The sequence below is a fragment of the Polaribacter vadi genome (assembly GCF_018861005.1).
GTDB classification, from domain to species: domain Bacteria; phylum Bacteroidota; class Bacteroidia; order Flavobacteriales; family Flavobacteriaceae; genus Polaribacter; species Polaribacter vadi_A.
Genome location: NZ_JAHKQL010000016.1, coordinates 272942 through 295035, shown reverse-complemented (window position 1 = coordinate 295035; position 22094 = coordinate 272942). Strand labels below are relative to the sequence as shown.

General features: G+C 28.0%; 22 protein-coding genes. 8 read left to right on the top strand and 14 right to left on the bottom strand.

Going from position 1 to position 22094, the window contains the following annotated elements; all coding sequences use genetic code 11:
- Positions 1-6: 6 nt before the first annotated feature.
- The 3 genes from KO506_RS09620 to KO506_RS09610 all read right to left on the bottom strand — a co-directional run bounded on the left by KO506_RS09620 (position 7) and on the right by KO506_RS09610 (position 3715).
- Positions 7-924, bottom strand: coding sequence for a PorP/SprF family type IX secretion system membrane protein (locus KO506_RS09620; protein WP_215994686.1), 918 nt, complete (start codon positions 922-924; stop codon positions 7-9).
- An 11-nt stretch (positions 925-935) separates the two neighbouring features.
- Positions 936-2474, bottom strand: coding sequence for a gliding motility-associated C-terminal domain-containing protein (locus tag KO506_RS09615; protein WP_215994685.1), 1539 nt, complete (start codon positions 2472-2474; stop codon positions 936-938).
- Positions 2475-2953: 479 nt separating this feature from the next.
- The gene (locus KO506_RS09610; RefSeq protein ID WP_215994684.1) at positions 2954-3715 is read right to left on the bottom strand and encodes a TerB family tellurite resistance protein; all 762 of its coding nucleotides are present in this window, start codon (positions 3713-3715) and stop codon (positions 2954-2956) included.
- 161 nt (positions 3716-3876) lie between these two features.
- Between KO506_RS09610 and KO506_RS09605 the strand changes: the two genes are divergently transcribed.
- From KO506_RS09605 to KO506_RS09595, 3 genes are all read left to right on the top strand, one after another.
- The gene (locus KO506_RS09605) at positions 3877-4287 is read left to right on the top strand and encodes a BrxA/BrxB family bacilliredoxin (protein WP_068357205.1); all 411 of its coding nucleotides are present in this window, start codon (positions 3877-3879) and stop codon (positions 4285-4287) included.
- Between the two features lie 139 nt (positions 4288-4426).
- Positions 4427-4666, top strand: coding sequence for a hypothetical protein (locus tag KO506_RS09600; RefSeq protein ID WP_215994683.1), 240 nt, complete (start codon positions 4427-4429; stop codon positions 4664-4666).
- 2 nt (positions 4667-4668) lie between these two features.
- Entirely contained in the window at positions 4669-5328 is a 660-nt protein-coding gene (locus KO506_RS09595) for an HD domain-containing protein (protein ID WP_215994682.1), read from the top strand.
- 109 nt (positions 5329-5437) lie between these two features.
- On the opposite strand, the gene KO506_RS09590 is transcribed toward KO506_RS09595, so the two are convergent.
- A complete protein-coding gene (locus KO506_RS09590) occupies positions 5438-6310 on the bottom strand; it encodes an AraC family transcriptional regulator (protein WP_215994681.1) in 873 nt (290 codons plus the stop codon).
- Positions 6311-6586: 276 nt separating this feature from the next.
- On the opposite strand from KO506_RS09590, the gene KO506_RS09585 reads away from it, so the two are divergent.
- The 3 genes from KO506_RS09585 to KO506_RS09575 all read left to right on the top strand — a co-directional run bounded on the left by KO506_RS09585 (position 6587) and on the right by KO506_RS09575 (position 8879).
- Positions 6587-7168: a hypothetical protein gene (locus tag KO506_RS09585; protein ID WP_215994680.1), complete on the top strand. Its 582-nt coding sequence runs from the start codon at positions 6587-6589 to the stop codon at positions 7166-7168.
- Between the two features lie 275 nt (positions 7169-7443).
- A complete protein-coding gene (locus KO506_RS09580) occupies positions 7444-8025 on the top strand; it encodes a hypothetical protein (protein WP_215994679.1) in 582 nt (193 codons plus the stop codon).
- A 272-nt stretch (positions 8026-8297) separates the two neighbouring features.
- A complete protein-coding gene (locus tag KO506_RS09575) occupies positions 8298-8879 on the top strand; it encodes a hypothetical protein (protein ID WP_215994678.1) in 582 nt (193 codons plus the stop codon).
- Positions 8880-8958: 79 nt separating this feature from the next.
- Here KO506_RS09575 and KO506_RS09570 read toward each other — a convergent pair whose 3' ends face one another.
- The 4 genes from KO506_RS09570 to KO506_RS09555 all read right to left on the bottom strand — a co-directional run bounded on the left by KO506_RS09570 (position 8959) and on the right by KO506_RS09555 (position 13124).
- Positions 8959-9741, bottom strand: coding sequence for an enoyl-CoA hydratase/isomerase family protein (locus KO506_RS09570; protein WP_215994677.1), 783 nt, complete (start codon positions 9739-9741; stop codon positions 8959-8961).
- Between the two features lie 65 nt (positions 9742-9806).
- Positions 9807-11216: a sensor histidine kinase gene (locus KO506_RS09565; protein WP_215994707.1), complete on the bottom strand. Its 1410-nt coding sequence runs from the start codon at positions 11214-11216 to the stop codon at positions 9807-9809.
- 51 nt (positions 11217-11267) lie between these two features.
- Positions 11268-11732, bottom strand: a complete 465-nt coding sequence (locus KO506_RS09560) for a hypothetical protein (RefSeq protein WP_215994676.1) — start codon at positions 11730-11732, stop codon at positions 11268-11270.
- 60 nt (positions 11733-11792) lie between these two features.
- Entirely contained in the window at positions 11793-13124 is a 1332-nt protein-coding gene (locus tag KO506_RS09555; protein WP_215994675.1) for an MATE family efflux transporter, read from the bottom strand.
- A 96-nt stretch (positions 13125-13220) separates the two neighbouring features.
- Between KO506_RS09555 and KO506_RS09550 the strand changes: the two genes are divergently transcribed.
- Positions 13221-14012, top strand: a complete 792-nt coding sequence (locus KO506_RS09550) for a universal stress protein (protein ID WP_215994674.1) — start codon at positions 13221-13223, stop codon at positions 14010-14012.
- A 1-nt stretch (position 14013) separates the two neighbouring features.
- Here KO506_RS09550 and KO506_RS09545 read toward each other — a convergent pair whose 3' ends face one another.
- The gene (locus KO506_RS09545) at positions 14014-14238 is read right to left on the bottom strand and encodes a hypothetical protein (RefSeq protein ID WP_215994673.1); all 225 of its coding nucleotides are present in this window, start codon (positions 14236-14238) and stop codon (positions 14014-14016) included.
- 71 nt (positions 14239-14309) lie between these two features.
- Positions 14310-17048, bottom strand: a complete 2739-nt coding sequence (locus KO506_RS09540; protein WP_215994672.1) for a PD-(D/E)XK nuclease family protein — start codon at positions 17046-17048, stop codon at positions 14310-14312.
- Positions 17049-17117: 69 nt separating this feature from the next.
- Here KO506_RS09540 and KO506_RS09535 point away from each other — a divergent pair, with 69 nt between their 5' ends.
- Positions 17118-17900: an amidohydrolase gene (locus KO506_RS09535; protein WP_215994671.1), complete on the top strand. Its 783-nt coding sequence runs from the start codon at positions 17118-17120 to the stop codon at positions 17898-17900.
- Positions 17901-18025: 125 nt separating this feature from the next.
- Here the strand turns inward: KO506_RS09535 and KO506_RS09530 are convergent, their stop codons facing one another.
- The 4 genes from KO506_RS09530 to KO506_RS09515 all read right to left on the bottom strand — a co-directional run bounded on the left by KO506_RS09530 (position 18026) and on the right by KO506_RS09515 (position 22076).
- Positions 18026-19009, bottom strand: a complete 984-nt coding sequence (locus KO506_RS09530) for an acyl-ACP desaturase (protein WP_215994670.1) — start codon at positions 19007-19009, stop codon at positions 18026-18028.
- A gap of 4 nt (positions 19010-19013) precedes the next feature.
- Positions 19014-19742: a lysophospholipid acyltransferase family protein gene (locus tag KO506_RS09525; protein ID WP_215994669.1), complete on the bottom strand. Its 729-nt coding sequence runs from the start codon at positions 19740-19742 to the stop codon at positions 19014-19016.
- Between the two features lie 3 nt (positions 19743-19745).
- The gene (locus KO506_RS09520) at positions 19746-20168 is read right to left on the bottom strand and encodes a hypothetical protein (RefSeq protein ID WP_215994706.1); all 423 of its coding nucleotides are present in this window, start codon (positions 20166-20168) and stop codon (positions 19746-19748) included.
- Positions 20169-20264: 96 nt separating this feature from the next.
- On the bottom strand, positions 20265-22076 hold the full coding sequence (locus KO506_RS09515) for a hypothetical protein (RefSeq protein ID WP_215994668.1): 1812 nt from the start codon (positions 22074-22076) through the stop codon (positions 20265-20267).
- Positions 22077-22094 lie beyond the last annotated feature (18 nt).

Below are 22094 nucleotides of genomic sequence, written 5' to 3'. Positions count from 1 at the left end.
TTTATGCTAGAAAAATCTAGGAGATTTAATTCTATTTCTTTCTGAATTAATATTAAATAGCAAGAAAATTTCGTGACTACCTGAATTAAAATCACCTAAACTGGTAAGTGTATGATCGTAAGCATACCCAATTCTTAAATTATCTCTAGCTTTAATGTTGATTAGGGCAGATAAAGATTCGCTTAATCTATAAGACAACCCAAATTCTACTTTTTCATTAACCAATGCATTTGCAGAAAAATCGACAGATAATGGGGCACCTTGTGTTCCTTTTACCATTATTGATGGTTTTAGTTTTACATTTCTAGAAACATCAAACACATAACCTGTGTTTAAAAAATAATGTGTTTTCTCTGAACCATTTGTTACTTGATTACCTGTTTTTTCGAAATGATACGTTTCTAATAAATTAGGCATTGCAAAACCTAAATAAAATGAGTCTGTATAATAGAAAAGACCTGCTCCAATATTTGGCAAAGTTTTATTTGCACTTCTATTTAAAAATTCTGAAGTTTCTGGGTCTGTAGAATTTAAACAAGACATACAAAGATTAAAAGCAGTAACACCACCTTTTAAACCAAATGCTAATTTTGAATTATTATTAAGATCTATTGTATAAGAAATATCTGCATAAATATTTTGTTCTTGTACTGGGCCAATTTTATCTACAATAACAGATAAACCTAAACCTAGATTATTTCTTAAAGCTTTATGGGCACCTACTGTAATAGTTTGTGGTGCGCCATCTATACCCACCCATTGTGTTCTTGCTAAAAAATTTAAAGTTAAACCATCTAAAGAACCAGCATAAGCAGGGTTTATAACATTCATGTTATACACATACTGTGTGTATTGAGGATTTTGTTGCGATTTTGCAGAAACTGTACATAAAATAACTGCAATAATTAGTATAATATTTTTCATCTTTTATTGCATTATCTATTTAAATATACCCAACCTTGTATTGGTTCTTTTACATCATCATTAAAATATATGATATAATAATAGGTGGCAATTGGTAAAGGTTTATCACTATTTAAAGTAAGTCTTCCATCAGAATAACCATCCCACCAAAGTGGATTTACATTACCATTATTACTATAATCATGTACTTTATTACCCCATCTATTAAATATTTCTATTTTAAAATTTGGATAATTTAATAAGGCAGGGATCTCAAATACATCATTTGTACCATCTCCATTTGGTGTAAATGTATTGGGGATAAAATCTGAAACTGGTGGTTCTATAATACCACAATCTGAACTATCTTGATAATCTGGTATATTATCTGAGTCGCAATCTAAACTATTAGAACAATCTTGACCTTCTATATCTGAAATTAACTCTAAAGGAATTACTCCAAAAACTTCGGATGTTGTAGCATCAAAAGTCTCTTTAACACCTTCTGAGTTTACTTCTATCTCAAAAGTTATATTATTAATAGCTATTTCTTTTATTGTTGATCCAGAAACTGGAATTTTATATTCTACTTCTATCCATTTACCAGCATCTAAATCTGTTGTTTGTGCTATTGATAATAATTGATCTACAGAAAAAGCACCAGCAGAAACCGTATTTATTGTAGCTCTAATGGGCAAATCATAATCACCAGAAAAATCTCTTCTATTATCAAATAAATAAGCTTTAAATGTTATAAATTCATATACATTTATAACATAAGGATCTCTAACATTAAACACCATTTTTGCTTGACCTCCTATAGGATCAAAACCTGTTAAAAACAATAAATTATCTGGTGATTCTTCTCCACCAATTCTATCTACATAATTAATGTTTGTAGAATATACTAAGTTTACATCTGTATCATCTGTAGTATCTATACCACCATCTGCAAAGTGTATTTTTTGATATGTATTAGAAACTTGTGCTGTACAGCCTTCGCTAACATCAGAAAAGCCATCATTATCATCATCATCATCACAACTATCAGGTATACCATCAGAATCGTTATCTAAAGTATCATCAAAATTATTACATATGTCATCAGAATCTAAAACTCCATCCCCATCACTATCTCCATTTACTACTATAATAATTAGTGCTTCTTCGCAATTTGCTGGTTCTCCATTTTCACATATTTGATAGGTTACTGTAAAAACTCTAGAAGGTGTACCTGCAGGTACATTTACATTTCCATTAGCAGAAATAGTTACACCTGCTAAATTACCATCTAAAACTATTGATGGAATTACTAAAGTTGATGTTGCAGTAGCTCCATCTGAAGTATCATTTGCAAAAACGTTACCTGGTACACCACCAATTAAACCATTAATTACTGTAGATGAAAAATCGTCGTTATTTGCTACTAAATTTACTGTTAATGAAGTGAATATACTTTCTTTTATAGAAGGCTTATTATGAACTGCAAAACTTGTAGTTGATATATTTATTAAAATTAAAAAAGTGAAAATTACTTTTCTAATTATATGTTTATTATAATTCTTATACATTTTTATTTTTTTTAATAAGTTTCACTTAATAGCTATTGCTAATTAAAAAATTAGCTTTCTAGATGAATACTATAAAATTACTTTAGAAAAATCTACCAATATTATTTAGGCTTTTTTCTAAAACCTTTTAGAGTTACTATTGGAATTAATAATTAAGTGAATATTTTTTTCCATAGTCAGTTCTTGTTACAATAACAGATAATGCAGTATTGTAAGAACTAACTAGTTTAAAAAATTGTTTGTTTACTAAAAAAGAATGAAAATGTTTTCTTTCTTGGAAGAAATGCAGGTATAAATCGTATGCAATACATAGCAACGAATTATGATTTTTTTGGGGGGACATCATAATAAGATTTTTATATTATGCTATAAATATAGAAGAAGTTTTATAATAATAAAATTTTTTAACAAAAAAATTACCCTAAATACTTAATTTTTAAGAATCAGCAGTAAAAAAAATGTTAAAACCTTATTAAAACCTAAAGATCTCTTTCGCTTTTTATTTTTTCGTAAGCGTCTTGAATGCTTTGAAATTTTTCTTTTGCACCTTTTAAATGCTCTTCACCTAGATCTCTTAATTTGTCTGGATGATATTTTTTTACCATTTTTCTATAAGCTGCTTTTACATCATCATTAGAAGCAGATTTATCTATTTCTAAGATTTTATATGCATTACCAGATGCATCATAAAACATGGCCTTTATAGATTCATAATCATTTTGATTAATGTATAAATAACCTGCTATTTTTTTAATTTCATCTACTTCACTTTGTGAAACAAATTCATCTGCTTTTGCTATGCCAAAAAGAAAATGTAGCAATTGTAAACGAGAAGCGTGAGACATATGTTCTCTAATCTGAATACAAACTTGACGTGCAGAAACATCTTTTTTTACAATACCTTTAAATAACTTAAAAGCATTATTAGCACGCTCTTTACCATACATACTTAAAAATTGAGAACGCACAAAGTTTAACTCACGTTGATCTATTTTACCATCTGATTTTATAACAACAGATGCCAAAACCAATAAACTCATTTCAAAATCGCCAGATTGTGTATTAGAATTCTCTGAATTATTATTAGTTCTATCTCTATTATAATCTATCTGTTCTTGTTTAAAAACATCTGCCTCAAATCCGTCTACAAAACTTCCAATGGCAAAACCAATTGCAGCACCTATTGGACCTCCGAATGTAAAACCCAAGCCTGCACCTAACCATTTGGTAAAATTCCCCATATAAAATATATAATTTAAGCTTCAAATATAAGAAATCATCGCGATTTTTAGCTGAATATAAAATATCAATTTTATTGATATATCTATCAATACTTGTATCTGTAATGAAATTGAAATTTGTATTATTATAGTTATATTTGCAACCTAAATAATAGATTATTATGTATCCAGAAGAATTAGTAAAACCAATGCGTAATCAGTTAATTGATGCTGGTTTTGAAGCATTATATACTGCAGAAGATGTAGAAAAAGCAATGGCTAAAGAAGGCACAACTTTAGTAATGGTAAATTCAGTTTGTGGTTGTGCTGCAGGTACTGCAAGACCAGGAGCAATTGCTTCTTTAGGTGCAGAGAAAACACCTACAAACTTAACCACTGTTTTTGCTGGTGTAGAAAAAGAATCTACACAAAAAGCAAGAGAGTTTATGATTCCTTTTCCACCTTCATCACCAGCAATAGCTTTATTTAAAGATGGAAATTTAGTACATATGTTAGAGCGTCATCATATTGAAGGTCGTTCTGCACAGATGATTGCACAGAACTTGGCTGCTGCTTATGATGAGCACTGTTAAAAAATTATCTAAAATCCTTTTAAAGTAAAAGACTTTTTAAAATCCACTTTTTAAGTGGATTTTTTTATATTTAATTTCTTTTGATTAAACTTAGAAATATTAAAAAGTGATAGAAATATTTATAAATCAGTAAACAAATATGGCATTTAAACCAACTCCTTATACAAAAGAAGAACTTATTAAAAAATTGAAAACACAACACAAACTATCTCTTTTTCATGGCTGTATAATTGTTTTACTATTTATAGTAGCATTTTATAAAACCTATCAAGAAGGCTTTTCTTTTGGGTCTTTATTACCTTTATTTTTTATTCCTATGCAAGTTTTTTTCTTTTTAGATATTAAAAAATTGAAAAAACAAATTGCCTCAAAAAAATAATTATGAATCCAGAAAAAATTATAGAGAATACAATTGCATTTGTAAAAGAAGAATTAAAAGGTGCAGAAGGTGGCCATGATTGGTTTCATATAGAGCGTGTTTTTAAAAACACTTTATTAATAGCTAAAGAAGAGCAAGTAGATCTATTTGTAGTTTCTTTAGCTGCTTTATTACATGATATTGCAGATCCTAAATTTAATAATGGTAATGAAAAGTTAGGCCCTAAAAAGGCAAGAGATTTTTTAATTGCTCAAAAAGTATCTAAAGAAATAGGCATACATGTTGTAAATATTATTAAACATCTTTCTTTTAAAAATTCTTTGGATAAAGATGGGAAAAAATTTACATCTAAAGAACTAGAGGTTGTACAAGATGCAGATCGTTTAGATGCTATTGGTGCTATTGGTATTGCTCGTTGTTTTAATTATGGTGGTTTTAAAAACAGGGCTTTGTATGACCCTGAAGTTTTACCCAATTTAAACATGACCAAAGAAGAATATAAAAGTTCTAAATCGCCTACTATAAATCACTTTTACGAAAAACTATTTTTATTAAAAGATAAAATGAATACTGAAACTGGTAAAAAAATTGCAGAAAGTAGACATCAATTTATGGAACTTTATTTAAAACAATTTTATGATGAGTGGAATGGTAAACTTTAAAATTACCTTTTAAAAAGGTGATATAAACAAAAACTCCTTAACAAATACAATAATTTGTTAAGGAGTTTTTTTGTGTTTAAATTTTGAGGTATGTTATTTAATATTGAGTCTATTGTATTAAATCTTTTAACTCACTCCTATATACAGATGCACTTTTACCTGTAAACTCTTTAAATAATTTATTAAAATGAGAAAAATTATTAAAACCGCACTCAAAACTAATTTCTGCAATATTCATATTGCTTTCTGCTAATAATTTTGTTGCATGTACAACTCTATATTCATTTACTAATTTAGTAAAAGTTTTACCTGTAGATTTTTTAAAATATCTACAAAAAGCGGGCACAGTCATACTCACTAACTCAGAAACTTCATCTAAACTAATATGATCTTTAAAATTCTCGTTAATATGTTTATATATAACCTCTATCTTATTACTATCTTGATGGGCACTTTCAAAAGCAAATCCGTTTGCATTTAACAACGTATAATCGTCTGTTGTAGCTAAATCATATAATATTTCTATAAAAGATGTTATTCTATGTGGGCCTTCTAATTCCACCAATCTTTCTATTTTAGCTCCAATTCTTTGCTTAATTTCTATATTAAAACGAATTCCTTTTTTAGCTCGCTCAAAAAGAGCATCTATAGCTGCCATTTCTGGAATTTTAAAAAATTGTTTTCCTAAAAAATCTGGTAAAAACTGAATTAATGTTTCTGAACCATTGGTTGTTAAACGATCTAAATAACCAATATGAGGTAAATTAGAACCTATTAATACCAATTGACTATTGTTAAAATAACTGATATGATTACCAATATGCCTTTTTCCCTTACCTTTATTAACGTACACCAATTCTATTTCTGGATGAAAATGCCAAAAAGGTCTGTTTGTTTTTAAAAACTCTACGTGCTTTTTTAATAAAAAAGAACTTCCAAAATTGGGGGTGATTTTTTCTAGAGTTGGTTTTTTCTGTATCATGGTGCAAAAATACGACATAGAAATAATACTATCTATATAAAATTATCATCTTTATATTCTAAATTAACCCTGCTAAAACACAAGCCCCCTCAAAGTGTTAATTTAGCACATAAATTAACCAATTCTGTTGTTTTTAAACCTTCTTTTCATGTATAACTTTGCAGTGTGCTAATAAAGTATTGATAAATAAAAAGCACACTTTATATTAAACAATTGATATAAAGTTTTTTACAAATAAATTTATCAATTTAGAAAAAAGTATATAAATAAAGAGTAATGAATATAATTAAAAAAACAGTATTAGTAGCAAGTTTAATGTTAGGTACATTTACAAACTATGCAAACAACACAACATCAGAAAACACATTAGATGCTAGCAAAGTAAAAGTAGTTTTTAATGAAGTAAAAAAAGGACAAAAACTAACTATTAAAAATATTAATGGTACTGTACTTTATTCTGAGAATGTTGCTCAAGCTGGTAAATTTATAAAAACTTTTGATTTTTCTTTACTTAAAGATGGTAACTATACTTTAGAATTAGAAAAAGATTTTCAAATTATAGTTAAGTCTTTAAAAATAGAAGATAATAAAGTAATTTTTGCTGAAGACACTAAAAAGGTAATATTAAAACCTGTAATAAGAAAAAAAGAAAACTTAATAATGATTACCAAAATTGCTTTTGATAACCAACCATTAGAAGTTGATCTTTATTACAATAATGAAATTATTTTATCTGAAACTTTAGAAGGAGAAGAAATTTTAAACAGAGTATATAAATTAGATATTAATGAAAAAGGTGACTATAAAGTTGTGGTAAAAAACAATGGTAGAAATTATAGTAATGAGTTTAAAATATAATAAAGTATTGTTTATAGTTAATTAATAGATTTTTATGTTTAAATCTATAAAACGAGTCTTAACAGACTCGTTTTTTTTTGCTCTAATTTTAAATATTGGTGAAAATTGATTTTTAGGAAGTATGTAAAATTGCTCTAAATATATACTAAATTAACACGCTAAATATTACCTTAATACATAACAGTTAAAATAACACATAAAGTTGCCAATTGTGTTGTTTTCAGAACATAACTTCTAACATACCTTTGCAGCATAAATCTTAAAGAGATTATATTATGATAACGATTAAAAGACAAGTATTAGTAGTGGTTTTTATGTTAGCAACTTTATTAAATTATGCTAACAATACAGATAGTAAAAATGTATTAAACACTAAAAATGTAAAAGTTGTTTTTAACGAGGTTAAGAAAGGACAACAGTTAACTATAAAAGATATTGATGGAGTTATACTTTATACTGAAAATGTAGACAAAGAAGGTAAACTTATTAAAACATTCGATTTCTCTCAGCTTTTAGATGGTAGTTATACTTTAGAATTAGAAAAAGATTTTCAAATTGTTGTAAAATCAATAAAAATTGAAGCAGGAAAAGTATTTTTAAATGATGCTTCTGAAAAAGTAATTTTAAAACCAGTGGTTAGAAATGAAGATAATTTATTAATGATTACAAAAATTGCTTTCGATAATGAACCTTTAGATGTTGCTTTATATTATAACAATGAAATCATTTATTCTGATACTATAGAAGGAGATACTATTTTAAACAGAGTTTATAAATTAGACGAAGAACTTAAAGGTAATTACAAAGTTGTTATACAAAACAATGGTAGAAGTTACAGTAACGAATTTAAAATATAAAAGATAGTTTTTAGTTAATTATCAGATTTAGAAATAAATCTAGAAAACGAACCTTAATTGGTTCGTTTTTTTTTGCGTTAAAAACTAAATTTAGAATAAATCACACTTTTTGAAAAGTATATAAAATTAGTATAAATATATACTATATTAACTCTATAAAAATTTAGTGTATTTTAACTTGATAATATAGAATATAAATGTGCCAATTATGTTGTTTTATAAACTAAAGTTCTGCTATAACTTTGCAGTATAAATCTTAAAAAATTTATATTATGAAAACAATTAAAAAAACAGTATTAGTAGTAGTTTTTATGTTCGGAACATTAGTAAACTACGCCAACAATTCAGAATTGAAAAATGTATTAAATGCTAACAAAACAAAAGTAGTATTTAAAGGAGCAAAGAAAGGACAACAATTAACAATAAAAGATGAAAACGGAGTTGTTCTTCATTTCGAAAATATAAACAAAGCAGGTAATCTTGTAAAGTTTTTTAATTTCTCTAAATTAAATGATGGTAATTATACTTTAGAATTAGAAAAGGATTTTGAAATTGTAATTAAAACATTAACTGTAAAAGGTGATTCTGTAACATTTAATGAAGATTCTAAGAAAGTAATTTTTAAGCCAGTTATTAGAAACAAAGAAAACAAATTAATGATTTCTAAAATTGCTTTTGATAAAAAACCATCAGAAATTTATATCTATTTTAATGATGAGATTATTTTTTCAGAAACTGTAAAAGGTGACGACATTCTAAATAGAGTTTACAGTTTAGACCAAGATGTAAAAGGAAGTTATACTGTTGTTTTACGCAATAATGGTAGAAGCTTTAGCAACGATTTTGAAATTTAAAAAAGTTTAACCCAATTAAGATTTAAATCTAAAAAGAAAACGAGCCTTAATAGGCTCGTTTTTTTATTTATTAATGTTTTTAATTACCTGGAAAATCTGGTCTTCTTTTTTCTAAAAAAGCTGTTGTTCCTTCACTAAAATCATCTGTACCAAAACAAGCTCCAAAACCTTTAACTTCTACATCAAAACCATTTACACCATCTTTAAAACTAGCATTTACAGCTTTTATTGCAGTAGCAATAGCCACAGATGAATTACGCATAATTTTACCTGCCAATTTTTCTGCTAAAGGCAATAAATCTTCTTGTTCTGTTACATGGTTTACCAAACCAAAACTTTTAGCTTCGTCTGCAGAAATCATTCCAGCAGTCATAATCATTTCCATTGCTTTACCTTTACCAACTAATTGTGGCAAACGTTGTGTGCCTCCATAACCAGGTATTACACCTAAAGAAACTTCTGGCAATCCCATTTTTGCATTGTTAGATGCTACTCTAAAATGGCAAGACATTGCTAATTCTAAACCACCACCTAAAGCAAAACCATTTACAGCAGCAATTACAGGGATAGATAAATTTTCTACTAAATCAAACAAAATTTCTTGGCCTTTTTTTGCTAAAGATTGGCCTTCATCAATAGAAAAATGAGCAAATTCAGAAATATCTGCACCAGCAACAAATGCTTTTTCTCCAGAACCTGTTAATATTATTACTTTAACAACTTCATCTTCTTCTAAAAGTTTAAAAGCATTACTTAATTCAGTAATAGTTTCTTTATTTAAAGCATTTAATTTTTTAGGTCTGTTGATCGTTATTTGTGCTAAAGCATCACTTTTTTCTACTAATATGTTATTAAATTTCATTTTTTATAATTTTAAATTCATGTTTTTTACTGATAAAAACAGCATAAAACATAAAACGTAATGTTCTATTCTTTTGGTAAAACTACAGTAAAAACAGTACCTATTCCTTCTTTAGAACTAAAAGAAATAATACCATCATAAGCCTCTATAATATTTTTTATCATTGGTAAACCTAAGCCCATTCCACTAGATTTTGTCGTAAATTTTGGTTCAAAGATTAAATCTTTTACTTCTTTAGATATTCCTTTACCATTATCAGAAACTGTAATTTTTATATTATTTTTTTCTGATACAACTTTAACATCAATTACAGGGTTTTCTTCTTTTTCTGTTGCTTGTAATGCATTTTTTACCAGATTTGTTACAATTCTAATCAATTGTGTTTTATCTAAAGTTGCAAATAGCTCTGCAGACTCTGTTGTGTAAGAAATAAAATCTTCATTAAAAATATCTAACGCTAATTTTACCACACTAATTACATCTATTTTTTCTCTTTTTTGGGTTGGCATTTTTGCAAAATCTGAAAAAGCAGAAGCAATAGAACTCATAACATCTATTTGCTGAATTAAAGTTTGACTATATTCTGCCAACTTTTCTTTAATTTTTTCATCCTCAGGATTAAATTTACGCTCAAAACTTTGTACTGTTAAACGCATTGGTGTTAGCGGATTTTTAATTTCATGCGCCACTTGTTTTGCCATTTCTCGCCAAGCTTGCTCACGTTCGCTTTTCGCTAATTTAACAGCACTTTCTTCTAGCTGATCTATCATACTATTGTAGGCTTCTACTAGAATTTCAATTTCAGAACTTGCAGAATTTAGCATAATTTTTTCATTACGCTCGTTAATTCTAGTTTGTTGCATTTTATCAGAAATTGTTTTTATAGAGCGTGTAATATAACTCGATAAAAAATACGCCATTGCAATTGCAATAAATAGCATTAACAAATACACTAAACCTAATCTAGAAATAAATTCTTTTAGCTCATGCTCTACTTCTGAATTGTCTTGCGTAAACTGTAGCTCTAAAATACCAATTCGTTTAAATTTAGGATCGTTTATATAGGTGTAAGAAGTTTGGTAACCCATTCCATTTTTTACAACCGGAATTAAAATTCTGTGATTAGAATTTTGTGCCAAATCATTTAAAATATCATAAGGCAAAGGCTCTATTTCTGTAGTTTCGAAAGCATTTGTTTTAGATGACACTAATAAGTTACCATGTAAATCAAAAATTGAAATATTTAATTTATTGATTGATGATATTTCATAAATACGTTCTTGAAATATTTTTGATAAATTATCTGTCTTTACAGGATATGTAGTTTTTATATTTAACTCTAAATCTATTGTTAATCTTGTGGTAGCTTCTTTACGCTCAAAACGCTGAATATTATAATCTTTAGTTTGCTCATCATATTGATAAACAGTAACCACTAAAATTAATATTGATGCTAAAATCACCAACACAATCATAGATAAAAAGATACGTATTCGTAAGGATATTTTTTTAAAGTTAACCAATTTTTAATCTAATTTAATACGTTTCGTTTTCATGGTTAAGGCATCATCAAATTCGCCATCATTATCCCAATCAAAATTGCTTTTACCAATAAAACCTTCATTGGTTTTTGTAATGTGATAACTTATTTTCATATTCCTACCAACATAAAAAAACTCTACAAAAAGAGAATCATTTTCTACATGCCATTTTCCTTCAGAATCAGAAATTCTTTTATTTTCTTTATTGATAAACCAAGCGTTAAAAGTACCATCTGCATTGTATTTAGACTGGGCAATTAACTCAGGGTTATTATCAAATTTATCTTCAAAAACTTCAAGAGAATCAGATTTTTCATAAGTTGGCATTTCTATTTTTAAATATGTAGTTTGCCAAGAATCTATCATATATTCTTGTAAAGTTTTTTCTTTTGTACAAGCAACAATAAGTATTCCAAAACAGCTAATAAAGAAAATATATTTTAATTTCATTTTTTTAGTGATTTAAGATTTACAAGATAAGTAAATAATAAAGCGTCTACAAAAGAGATGCTAAGAATTAGCAAGTGGCAAAAACTGATTTCTAAACTTAATAATTAACGGAATTCCTCTGGCTAAAATCCAAAGTGTAAAAGCAATCCAAATGGCAATTAACTTGTAATCTAACCAATCAAAAAATAGTAAGGTTGGTATAAAAACCAATCCAGTAGATAGAATTAATACGTTTCGCAAATACTTCATAAAACCCATACCTTTAAACATACCATCAAAAATAAAAGTAATCGCATTTATAGGTTGAGTAATAATAACGATCCAAAAAACTTGATAAAACTTTTCTAAAACCAAAGTTTCTTTTGTAAATATTGTGCCAATTGCATTGTAAAAAAGAAAACCAACAATTGCAATTATAACACCAGTAAACAAACCATATTTGGTTAATTTATTACTTAAAATTATTAGCTTTTTATATTCTTTTGCACCTAATAATTTACCCGCCAAAATATTACCTGCACTAGAATAACCATCTACCATAAAAGCGCCCAACAACCAAATATTTAAACAAATTGTATATGCAGCAATATAAGCAGCTCCATAATCTGTAGCATAAGAAGTAGCAAAATATAAAGCTGTATTTAATGCAATGGTTCTAATAAAAAGATTACCAATCATCCCTAATAATTTTGGTATTTCTGGATGTAATGGAAAGCTAATTTTTAATGATATATCTGTTTTTTTTATCAACAGAATTAAAGCTATTATGGCCATTGTAAATTGTGCAATTACACTTGCATAAGCAGCACCTTCAATATACATTGCTGGTATGTAACCATCAACTCCATAAACAAAAACATAGTCTAAGACAATATTAAGCAAGGCTCCAATTATGGCAATTATCATTGGATAATAAGTGTTTTGTAAACCCCTAAAAACTCCGAAAATGGCAAATACAAAAAGTGAAAATGGAAAACCAAAAATTCTAATTTTAAAATAAGCAATACAGTATTCTAAAACACTACCAGATGCATTATAAAACTGAAAAATCTGTTTTGCAAACGGATAAGAAATTGCCAAAACTAAAAAACTACCACCAACAACAATTGCAATAGCTTGTGCAGGTAACGATTTAATTTCGTCTATTTTATTTGCACCCACATATTGAGAAACAATAGAAGAAATTGCACTTCTTATTTGTCCAAAAACCCAAATTAACATAGAAATAAATGCGCCAACAATACCAACTGCTGCCAAACTTTCTGTTGCATTTTCGTTTATATTACCAATAATAGCAGTGTCTGTTATAGACAATAAAGGTTCTGCAATACCAGCAATTAAAGCAGGGATTGCTAATTTATTAATGTGCTTAAAACTGATGTCATTTTTCAATGAATTCTCTTTTTTACAAAGGTAAGTATCTTAACAAGCTCAACAATTATTACTTTATTAAAAAATAGTAACTTTGCAACTTAAATTTCACCTACTATGCAACACATTTTAGTACCAATTGGATCTACAGAAAGCGCAGCAAACACTTTACAATACGCTATTGATTTTGCTGATGAAATTAATGCAAAAGTTTTTGTTTTTAGAGCTTACAGTGCTCAATCTAAAGCAGGAACTATGATTAATATTAATAGGATTATTGAACGTGAAACAAATTTATATTTGCGTACAATTGTTAAGTCTGTAGATAATAAAAATGTAGATGTAAATTTAATCTCTGCAAAAGGTACTGTTGTAGATAGCGTTTTGGCAATTGATGAAGAATTAGGTATAGATTTAATTATTGTTGGTGCTAAAAGTAACTCTATTAAAGAAGAAGTGTTTTTAGGAAAAACTGCTGGTAGCTTAGTAAAACAAACAGATATTACTATTTTAACAGTACCTGAAAACTACAAATACAAACCCGTTAAAAGTATTTTAATGGCTTTTAAATCTGGAAATGTAAAAAGCAAAACTGCTTTAAAACCTTTAGAATTTATTGTTGATAAATTTGAAACAACTGTAAATTTACTTTTAGTAAAAACGCCTAGTTATTCTGAAGAAGATTTAGTAATAAATAAAGATTTAGAAAAATTAAAAAGCACTTTAACAGTAACCGAAAATGCAACTACTTTTCAAGGAGTTTTAGAACATTTTCAGACACACAACCCAGATATGTTATGTGTTTTTAGACGTAAACGAGGCTTTTTCAAAAAACTTTGGGAAAAAAACACAGTTCTTAAACAAGAATTCCATACAAGTTTACCTTTATTGATTTTAAAAGGGAAGTAATTTATTTTATTTCTTTGAAGGATAATGGGCCAGATGACCAGCCACCAATAAAACAAGTTGTTCTTGAATGGCTAGTTATGGTGTTATACTCTAAATCTGCAACTATTTCTGCTAAAGGAACTAAAGCAAAAATTAAAATAAGAAAAACACACATTATTCTAACGCTGTTAGATTCTTTGTCTGTTGCTGAATATTCAATATTAATTTGGTCGTGTTTGTACTCCATTTTATAAAGATAAAGAATAAATATTAAAAATTTCTCAACTCAATTTCTTTCTATTTGAAATGATATAAAACCTAATACTTCAAATCAGCAGGTTCTATAAAATCGATTTCTGGATTGTAAATCTCTTGAATGTATGTTTTTAATTCCTCAATAAATTCTTCTAATTTTTCTTGGGTAATATTGGTGTCAGGGTTTCTATAATTTGATGAAAAATTGATACTCAAAAAACCTGAGTTTAGATTCTTAAAAGAATAAATTCCGCCTTTTAAATTCTTAGAAAAATCGAACTTTTTACTTTTTGTGAATAGATAACCATACAATAAAACCTGAATGGCTTTGTATTGTTCTTTAGCTCTTAATTCTTCAAAATCTAATACTTTTAATTCAGAAGATTTTACCATTCCAGATTTGTAGTCAATAATTCTTAATTCTCCATTTAACTCATCAACCCTATCTACATTTCCGTGCAATTTTATGGGGAAATCAATTCCGTCGATTTCTATTTCTGCAGATAAATTTTCTTCTGTGGCAATAATTTTTAGTTGATTATTTTCATCCTTTAAAACTCTTTTTTCTGATGCTAAAAAATTAACCACAAAACGATTGGCAACTTCAAAAATTAAACGGTTTTTACCTGTAGAAATATCTCCATTTTTAAAATGGATTTTAAAATGTTTTACCACCAAATCTTTGGCAGATTTTTCCATTACTACAACATCATCAAACTTTAAAAATTTACCCATAAATGGCTTGTACAACTCATCTAAAGTTTCGTGAACTACAGTACCCAAAGTGTTGTAAGCAACTGTTTCTTCTACATCATCAAATTCTTTAATTCTTAAAATTTTCTGTTTATAAAACGAAACAGGGTTGTGCAAATAATTGGTTAATGATGATGGAGAAAAGCCTTGTTTTGCTAGCTCTTTTAACCGATCAAAAACCAAATCATTTTTTTCAATTTCTTTTAATTCAGTTTTTTGAGAAACAATTTTGGGCGATACTAATTTCTGCACAATATCTGTTTTCATCATTTCTAGTTGTGTTACAAATCGGCTTTTTTCTCCACTTCCAAAAACGTCATGTTCTGTATTGTATAAAATAAAAACGTTTTTTGCTCTTTGTAATAATCTAAAAAAGTGATACGAAAAAATAGCATCTTTTTCTCTATAAGTTGGTAAACCGAATTCAACTTTTACATCAAAAGGAATAAAAGAATTTTGCTGACTACTTGCAGGTAAAACACCTTCGTTTGCAGAAGCTAAAATAATGTTTTCAAAATCTAAAACACGTGTTTCTAACATCCCCATTAATTGTAAACCTTTTAAAGGTTCACCTTGAAAAGACAAACTTTCTGAAGAAATTAATTGTCTAAAAAACTGCGATAAAGTTTTTAAATCTGTAAAATATTCAAACTCATTTTGCAATGTTTTTAATTGTGTAAAAGCGGTATAAAAACGAAATAAATATTCTTTTTCTAGTGTATTAACTTCTTCTTTTAAAAGGTTAATTAAGTCTAAAATATAATCTATAAAAATAGCAACAGAACTAAAAGGTTTAAAGAAATTTAAGATTACAGTTTTAACTGCTTCTTTTTCTTCTTTTAAAAACTCTTGAATAAGACCTTCTGATATAAATGTCTGATTTTCTTTAGCAATTTGAGTTGTAAAAACATCAATATTATCTAATAATCCATAAATATTTTGGTGCTTTAAAAAGCGAATTACATCTTTATAATAAAACTCATTAACAATATTTTTTTGAAGTTTTTCTTGAGAAATATACAATTGAAAAACAGCAAATAACAAACTTGTTGTAGGCACATCTTTTAAAGGATAACCCATTGTAATATTAATTGCATTAATGTTTTTAGGCAAAGAATTTAAAGTTATTGGCAACAAAGTTTCGTCTGCTAAAACTAAAGCTGTATTTTTAAAATTGGTAGATTTTTCTAATATTTCACCAATATATTTTATTTGTGTTGTATTTTTTGCTGCACCAATTACCTCAATATTTTTAGGTTGGGTAAACGAATTTGTTAAAGATTTAAGTTGATTTTTTTCGTAATACTTCCATTCGCTTTTATACCTTCTAATAAATTTACCTGCTTGATGATTGGAGTTGTAAAAGGCCTCATCAATATCCCAATAAATTTCGGAATTGCCTCTTTCTAAAATTTTCTGAAACAATAATTCTTCTGCATTGTTTAACGCATTAAAGCCAATAAAAAAGAACTTTTTATTACTATTTTCATCTAAAAAATCATCTATTTTTTTAGAAGCTTCTTTATACATTAAACCCTGATAACCAATATTTTTATTCAATAAAAATTGATAAAAAGAATCGTAATAATTATTTAGTTTTTCTAAAAACGAATTATGATCTTTAATTAATTCTGTCTCTTTAAAAGTACCTTTTACAGACCATTTTCTTAAACGTTCTATATCTCTTAAATAGATAAAAATGTCTTTAGTGTTTACCAAATGTTGATCAATTTCATTAAAATCTTGCAAAACTGTTATTGCCCAAGAAGAAAAAATATCAAAAGAATCCGGATTTTTTTCTACGCTTTTATAAATTCCGTAAAAATGAAACAAAAGCTGGATGCTTTCTGCTTTTTGCACTCCAGAAATTCGCTGAATAAATTGCTCTATATTTAGCATTTCTGGTAAAAAACCAACGCTAATTTTATCTTTAAACTCTTGCTTTACAAAAACCTTTGCTCTTTGTGAAGGCAGTATAAAAACCACATTTTCAAATGATTTTGTGGTCTGTAAAATATCATCTAAAGTTTCTGAAATAAAAGATTGCATCGTTAATTTTTGGTTTTCTAAATTACAAAAACTTACATTTATACCTCTTTAATCTTTAATTTTATTTTGATGAAAAACGAATTGCGAGTTGTTGGTATTCAAGCAGATTTGGTTTGGGAAAATCCAACTAAAAATCTTGCCTTTTTTGATGAAAAAATTAGAAGTCTACCTAAAGAAACAGATCTAGTGGTTTTACCAGAAATGTTTACCACTGGTTTTACAATGGAACCCAAAAATGTAGCTGAAAAAATGAATGGGAAAACTATTTCTTGGATGCTAAAAATGGCTAAAGAAAATGATTTAGCTATTACTGGAAGCTTAGTAATTGAAGATGACTTAAAATATTATAATCGTTTAGTTTTTGTTAAACCTTCTGGTAAAATAGAAACTTATGATAAAAGACACTCTTTTTCTTTGGCTGGTGAAGATAAAGAATACACTTCTGGAAATAAAAAATTAATTGTAACATATAAAGGATGGAAAATCTGTCCTTTGATTTGTTATGATTTACGTTTTCCTGTTTGGACTAGAAACACAGAAAATTACGATGTTTTAATTTATGTGGCAAATTGGCCAATAAAAAGAATTAAAGCTTGGAATACGCTTTTAAAAGCACGTGCCATAGAAAATATAAGCTATACAATTGGTGTAAATAGAACTGGTACTGATGCCAATAATTATGCCTATTCTGGAAATTCTGTAATTATTGATTGTTTGGGTGATGAAATTTCTAATCTCCCTAAAAATGAAATCGGAATAATTGAAGCGACTTTAATAAAAAGCAATCAGCAAAAAATTAGAGAACAATTGGGATTTTTGAATGATAAAGATGATTTTAATATTCTTCTTTAAAATGATAGAATAACTTAAATAGTTTATAAAAAAAAGACCCTTCAGGTTTTGGAAACCTGAAGGGTCTTTAAATTTTTGTTTTTTTAATTCTTTCCTGACTAAAAAATAAATATTGTTTTCTGAGACTAACTAGGTTGTAACATCCATTTAAACTGAAAGTCTGTGTCTGGCACTTTAATTCTTTCTGTAATTCTATACATTCTGTCTGGAAGTTTCATTAAATAATCGCGTGCTTTTTCTGCTTCTGGAGTTAGATTTGTTATTTTATCAATCTCCCACATTGTGTTCAATTTCTTTAAAATATCTACATAATCGAAACCTGTATAAACGCCAATTCTTTGTGCAACTGTAGAGAAATCGTCGAACAAACTTCCTTTTTCGCCAAAAGATTCTCTTAAGTGCATGGCAGGCATTACAATTTTATGTTTCATCATATGTTGAAAAGCCAACATCATTTCACTGGCATCTATTTGAAAAATTTCTTTTACAAAATGTGCATAAGCTTGGTGATGACGCATTTCGTCTCCTGCAATAATTTTAGACATTTTTGCCAAGGCTTTGTGTCCTTTTTTACGTGCAATTTTAGCTACATTGTTATGAGAAACATAAGTAGCCAACTCTTGAAATGTAGTATATACAAAGTTTTTATATGGATCTGTAGATGTACCAATATCAAAACCATCTGCAATTAAATGCTGTGTAGAAATTTCTACTTCTCGCATATTTACACGCCCAGATAAATACAAGTATTTGTTTAAAACATCTCCATGTCTGTTTTCTTCGGCTGTCCAAGTTCTTACCCATTTTGCCCAACTATTGTCTGGGTCTTGAGTAACACCATCTAAATCTAACAACCAAGATTCGTAAGTTGGTAATGCTTCTTCTGTAATTGTATCTCCTACTAAAACCACCCAAAAATCGTCATGTAATTCTTTAGATATTTCTCTAATTTCTTCTACTTCTGTTATAAAAGAATTGCTCTGAGAATTAGGTAAAAAATCGGTTGGCTGCCAAATTTTTTCAGCAGGTATTAAATAGGTTTCCATGAAGCTCTGCATCTTTTGTTCTAAAGTTAGCATAACTTCTTTTCTTACATTTTTTATAGACATAATTTTATTTTATATGAGCTGTAATAACTGACTCTGTTTTTACTAACAATTCTTTAAATGGCATTGCATCTATCTTTATAGGTTCATGTACAGTTATTGTAATAGGACTGCCTAAACCTAATGGAAACTTACCATATTTAAAAACTTTCCAAGAATTATTGATGGTTAAAGGTACAACATATCCTTCTTTATTATACTTTGTAAGTATATTTAAGCCATTTGGTGCAAATTTTTTAGGTTTACCTGTTTTACTTCTTGTACCTTCTGGAAAAATTGTTGCAGACCAATTATTTTTATTGATGTTTTTTGCAAAATTAATCAATTCTGTTATGGCTTGTTTTGGATCTTTTCTATCAATTAATGCTGCACCACCATTTCTTAGATTAAATGAGATACTTGGTATGCCTTTACTGAGTTCCTTTTTTGACACAAATTTTGGAATATGTTTTCTAAAATACCAAATTATTGGTGAAATATCAAACATACTTTGATGATTAGATACAAAAATGATGGTTTTACCCTCTGGAATTTTATAATTATTATTAACTTTTACTGGTACACCTAATATTAGTAAGCTTTTTACTAAAAACCAATTCATAATATTTACTACACTTTGGTGGCCATTAAACCCACCTAATTTTAAACCTAACCATTGTATAGGATGAAAAATTAACAATAGTAAAAAGAATACTAAAGTAAATATTGATGATAAAAAATAACTTAAAATTTTCATTAATTAGATCCAGTTACTCCAAGGAATTCTTGAAAGAATTATTAATAATGCCAAACCATAAAATATTGCAAATGTTTTAAATTTAGCAGAATCTTCTGTTTTTTTCTTGTGTTTAGACCAACCTATGGTAATTAATACAATTGCAATAATCATCATTATAGGATGTTCTACTGCTAATAATCTTGCTGTTTTATCTGCCATAACTTCACCTGCATCGCTTTTTAACGCTTTGTACCAAGGAGACATAAAATACCACCCTAAACCTATTAATAATTGAATATGAGAAACAATTAAACTAAATAAACCAATTCGTAAATCTTTATCTGTAAATTGTTTTTTTTGTACTAAACCAATTATTGCGTTTAAAACAGCAAAAATTAAAATAAGTAACACTAAATAAGCCCAATAAGAGTGAACATTTTTCATCATAATACGTATCGTTTAATGCTGTAAAGTTACAATTTTATGTATAAAAAAACCACCTCTGTTGAGGTGGTTTTAAAATATTTATAATTTAAAGAATTAGTCGTTTCTTACGTAAACACCACCTTCTAAAATATAATTGATTACTATGTTATGAGAAGAACCATCATATACATAAACAGTAATTGCAAATTTTTGACCTTCTTCCATACCTGGATAATTGCTAACTATAACTGTATTTAATGCAGCATCTATTTGCTCTTCTGTCCAGTTAAAAGTACTAATATTACCATAAGCTTCAAGGTTTTGAACTGAAGTTTCATAACCTGCTACAGTTTTATAAGTACTTATAATTAATGCATAATCATCTGCATTTAATTCGTGTTTAATTGTATTATCTGGTACCCAAGAAGAACCATCATGTGCCAATTGTAAAGATGCAGTAATTGTAGATTCGAAACTAGACCAAACTCCTGATTCTTTTGTATATAAATCTCCACGAACTTGAGCTCCACTTGAACTTGAAACATAATCATAAACTACATCTAAAGTTGTACCTTCTTGTGCATAAGGAAATTTTAGATTTAAGAATGCTGGTAAATAGTCATCTGCAGAAGTAGAACTTCCAAAAGACGTAATTCCCATAGATGTAAAATCTGCTTCTGTAACAGCATAATAATCACTAGTTGGTAAAACCCAATCAGTACCATCAAATGTATATATTACATTAGATTCAACTTTACCTCCAACTACTTCATCAGCTAAAACATCATTAGTCATAAGTGCAGACCAAGTATTTGCAATACGTATTCCATCAAAAACACCAGTTGGTCCTCCACCACCTTGACGAATAGAAACACCAGAAACAATTGCTCCAGAAGTACCAGAACTTGAAGCCTCTGGAGTAACTGGTTGAGTTGTTTCTACTGATGGTAAAATATATAAGTTAGCTTCACCATTTTCAATATTATAAGATGATACTAAAAGATATGTAGTATTTAATGCGTAAGGCGTAGTTCCGTAAGTTAAAGTACTTGAACTTGCTCCAATACCAAACAAGATATTTCCAGAACCATCATCTTTAGCACCAACTCTTGCTACATATCCTACTGCGAAATCGCTATCTCTTAAATGAAAAGTATACGTTCCGTCATTTACTTCACTTAAATTAACTAAAGTACTTGCGTAAACAATTCCTGAAGATATTTCTGTGAAATATCTTGTTACATCTTCAGAACCAGAACTATCAACTGTTAAAGATCCTCCTATATCTGAAGAAGGATAATCTGTCATTGATAAACTAGTTGTATCAAATCCAATAGGACCATTTCCAGCACCTGAATGCGCTTCCCAATCACCACTACTTATAGTTGTTAAATCACCTGCTGTTGTTCCATAATCAAAATTTTCATCAAAAGAAATTGTAGGAGTAACTGTGTAAGTTGAACCAGTGAATTGGAAATATGAAGCTGCTACATAATCTCCTTCATTTGGAGAACTAAAATTATCGCTAATGATATCTGCTAGATAATCTGATGGAGTTGAAGTAGATTCAAAACCTAATAAATCACTTCCACTAAAAGTATAATCATCTTGATCTAAATTATAATTATCTAAATCAAAAGCGTTACCAATATATAATTGATATTCGATTAATGCAGAAGAACCTTTTCCCCAAACTGGGTATTTGTCTGCTAAGAACGCTGGTAAAGCTGCTTTAGCATCATCTTCTGAGCTAAAACTACCATAAGATAATTCTAATTCTTCGTAATCATCATCGGTTAATGTATAAACTACGTCTCCTACTACAGCATTAGATTCTGCATCTACTTCTGTATAGATATCTTCTAATGGATCACAAGAAGTGAAAACCATTGAAAAAACTGTTAATAATAAAAGTATTTTTTTCATTTTGTATATTATTTGTTA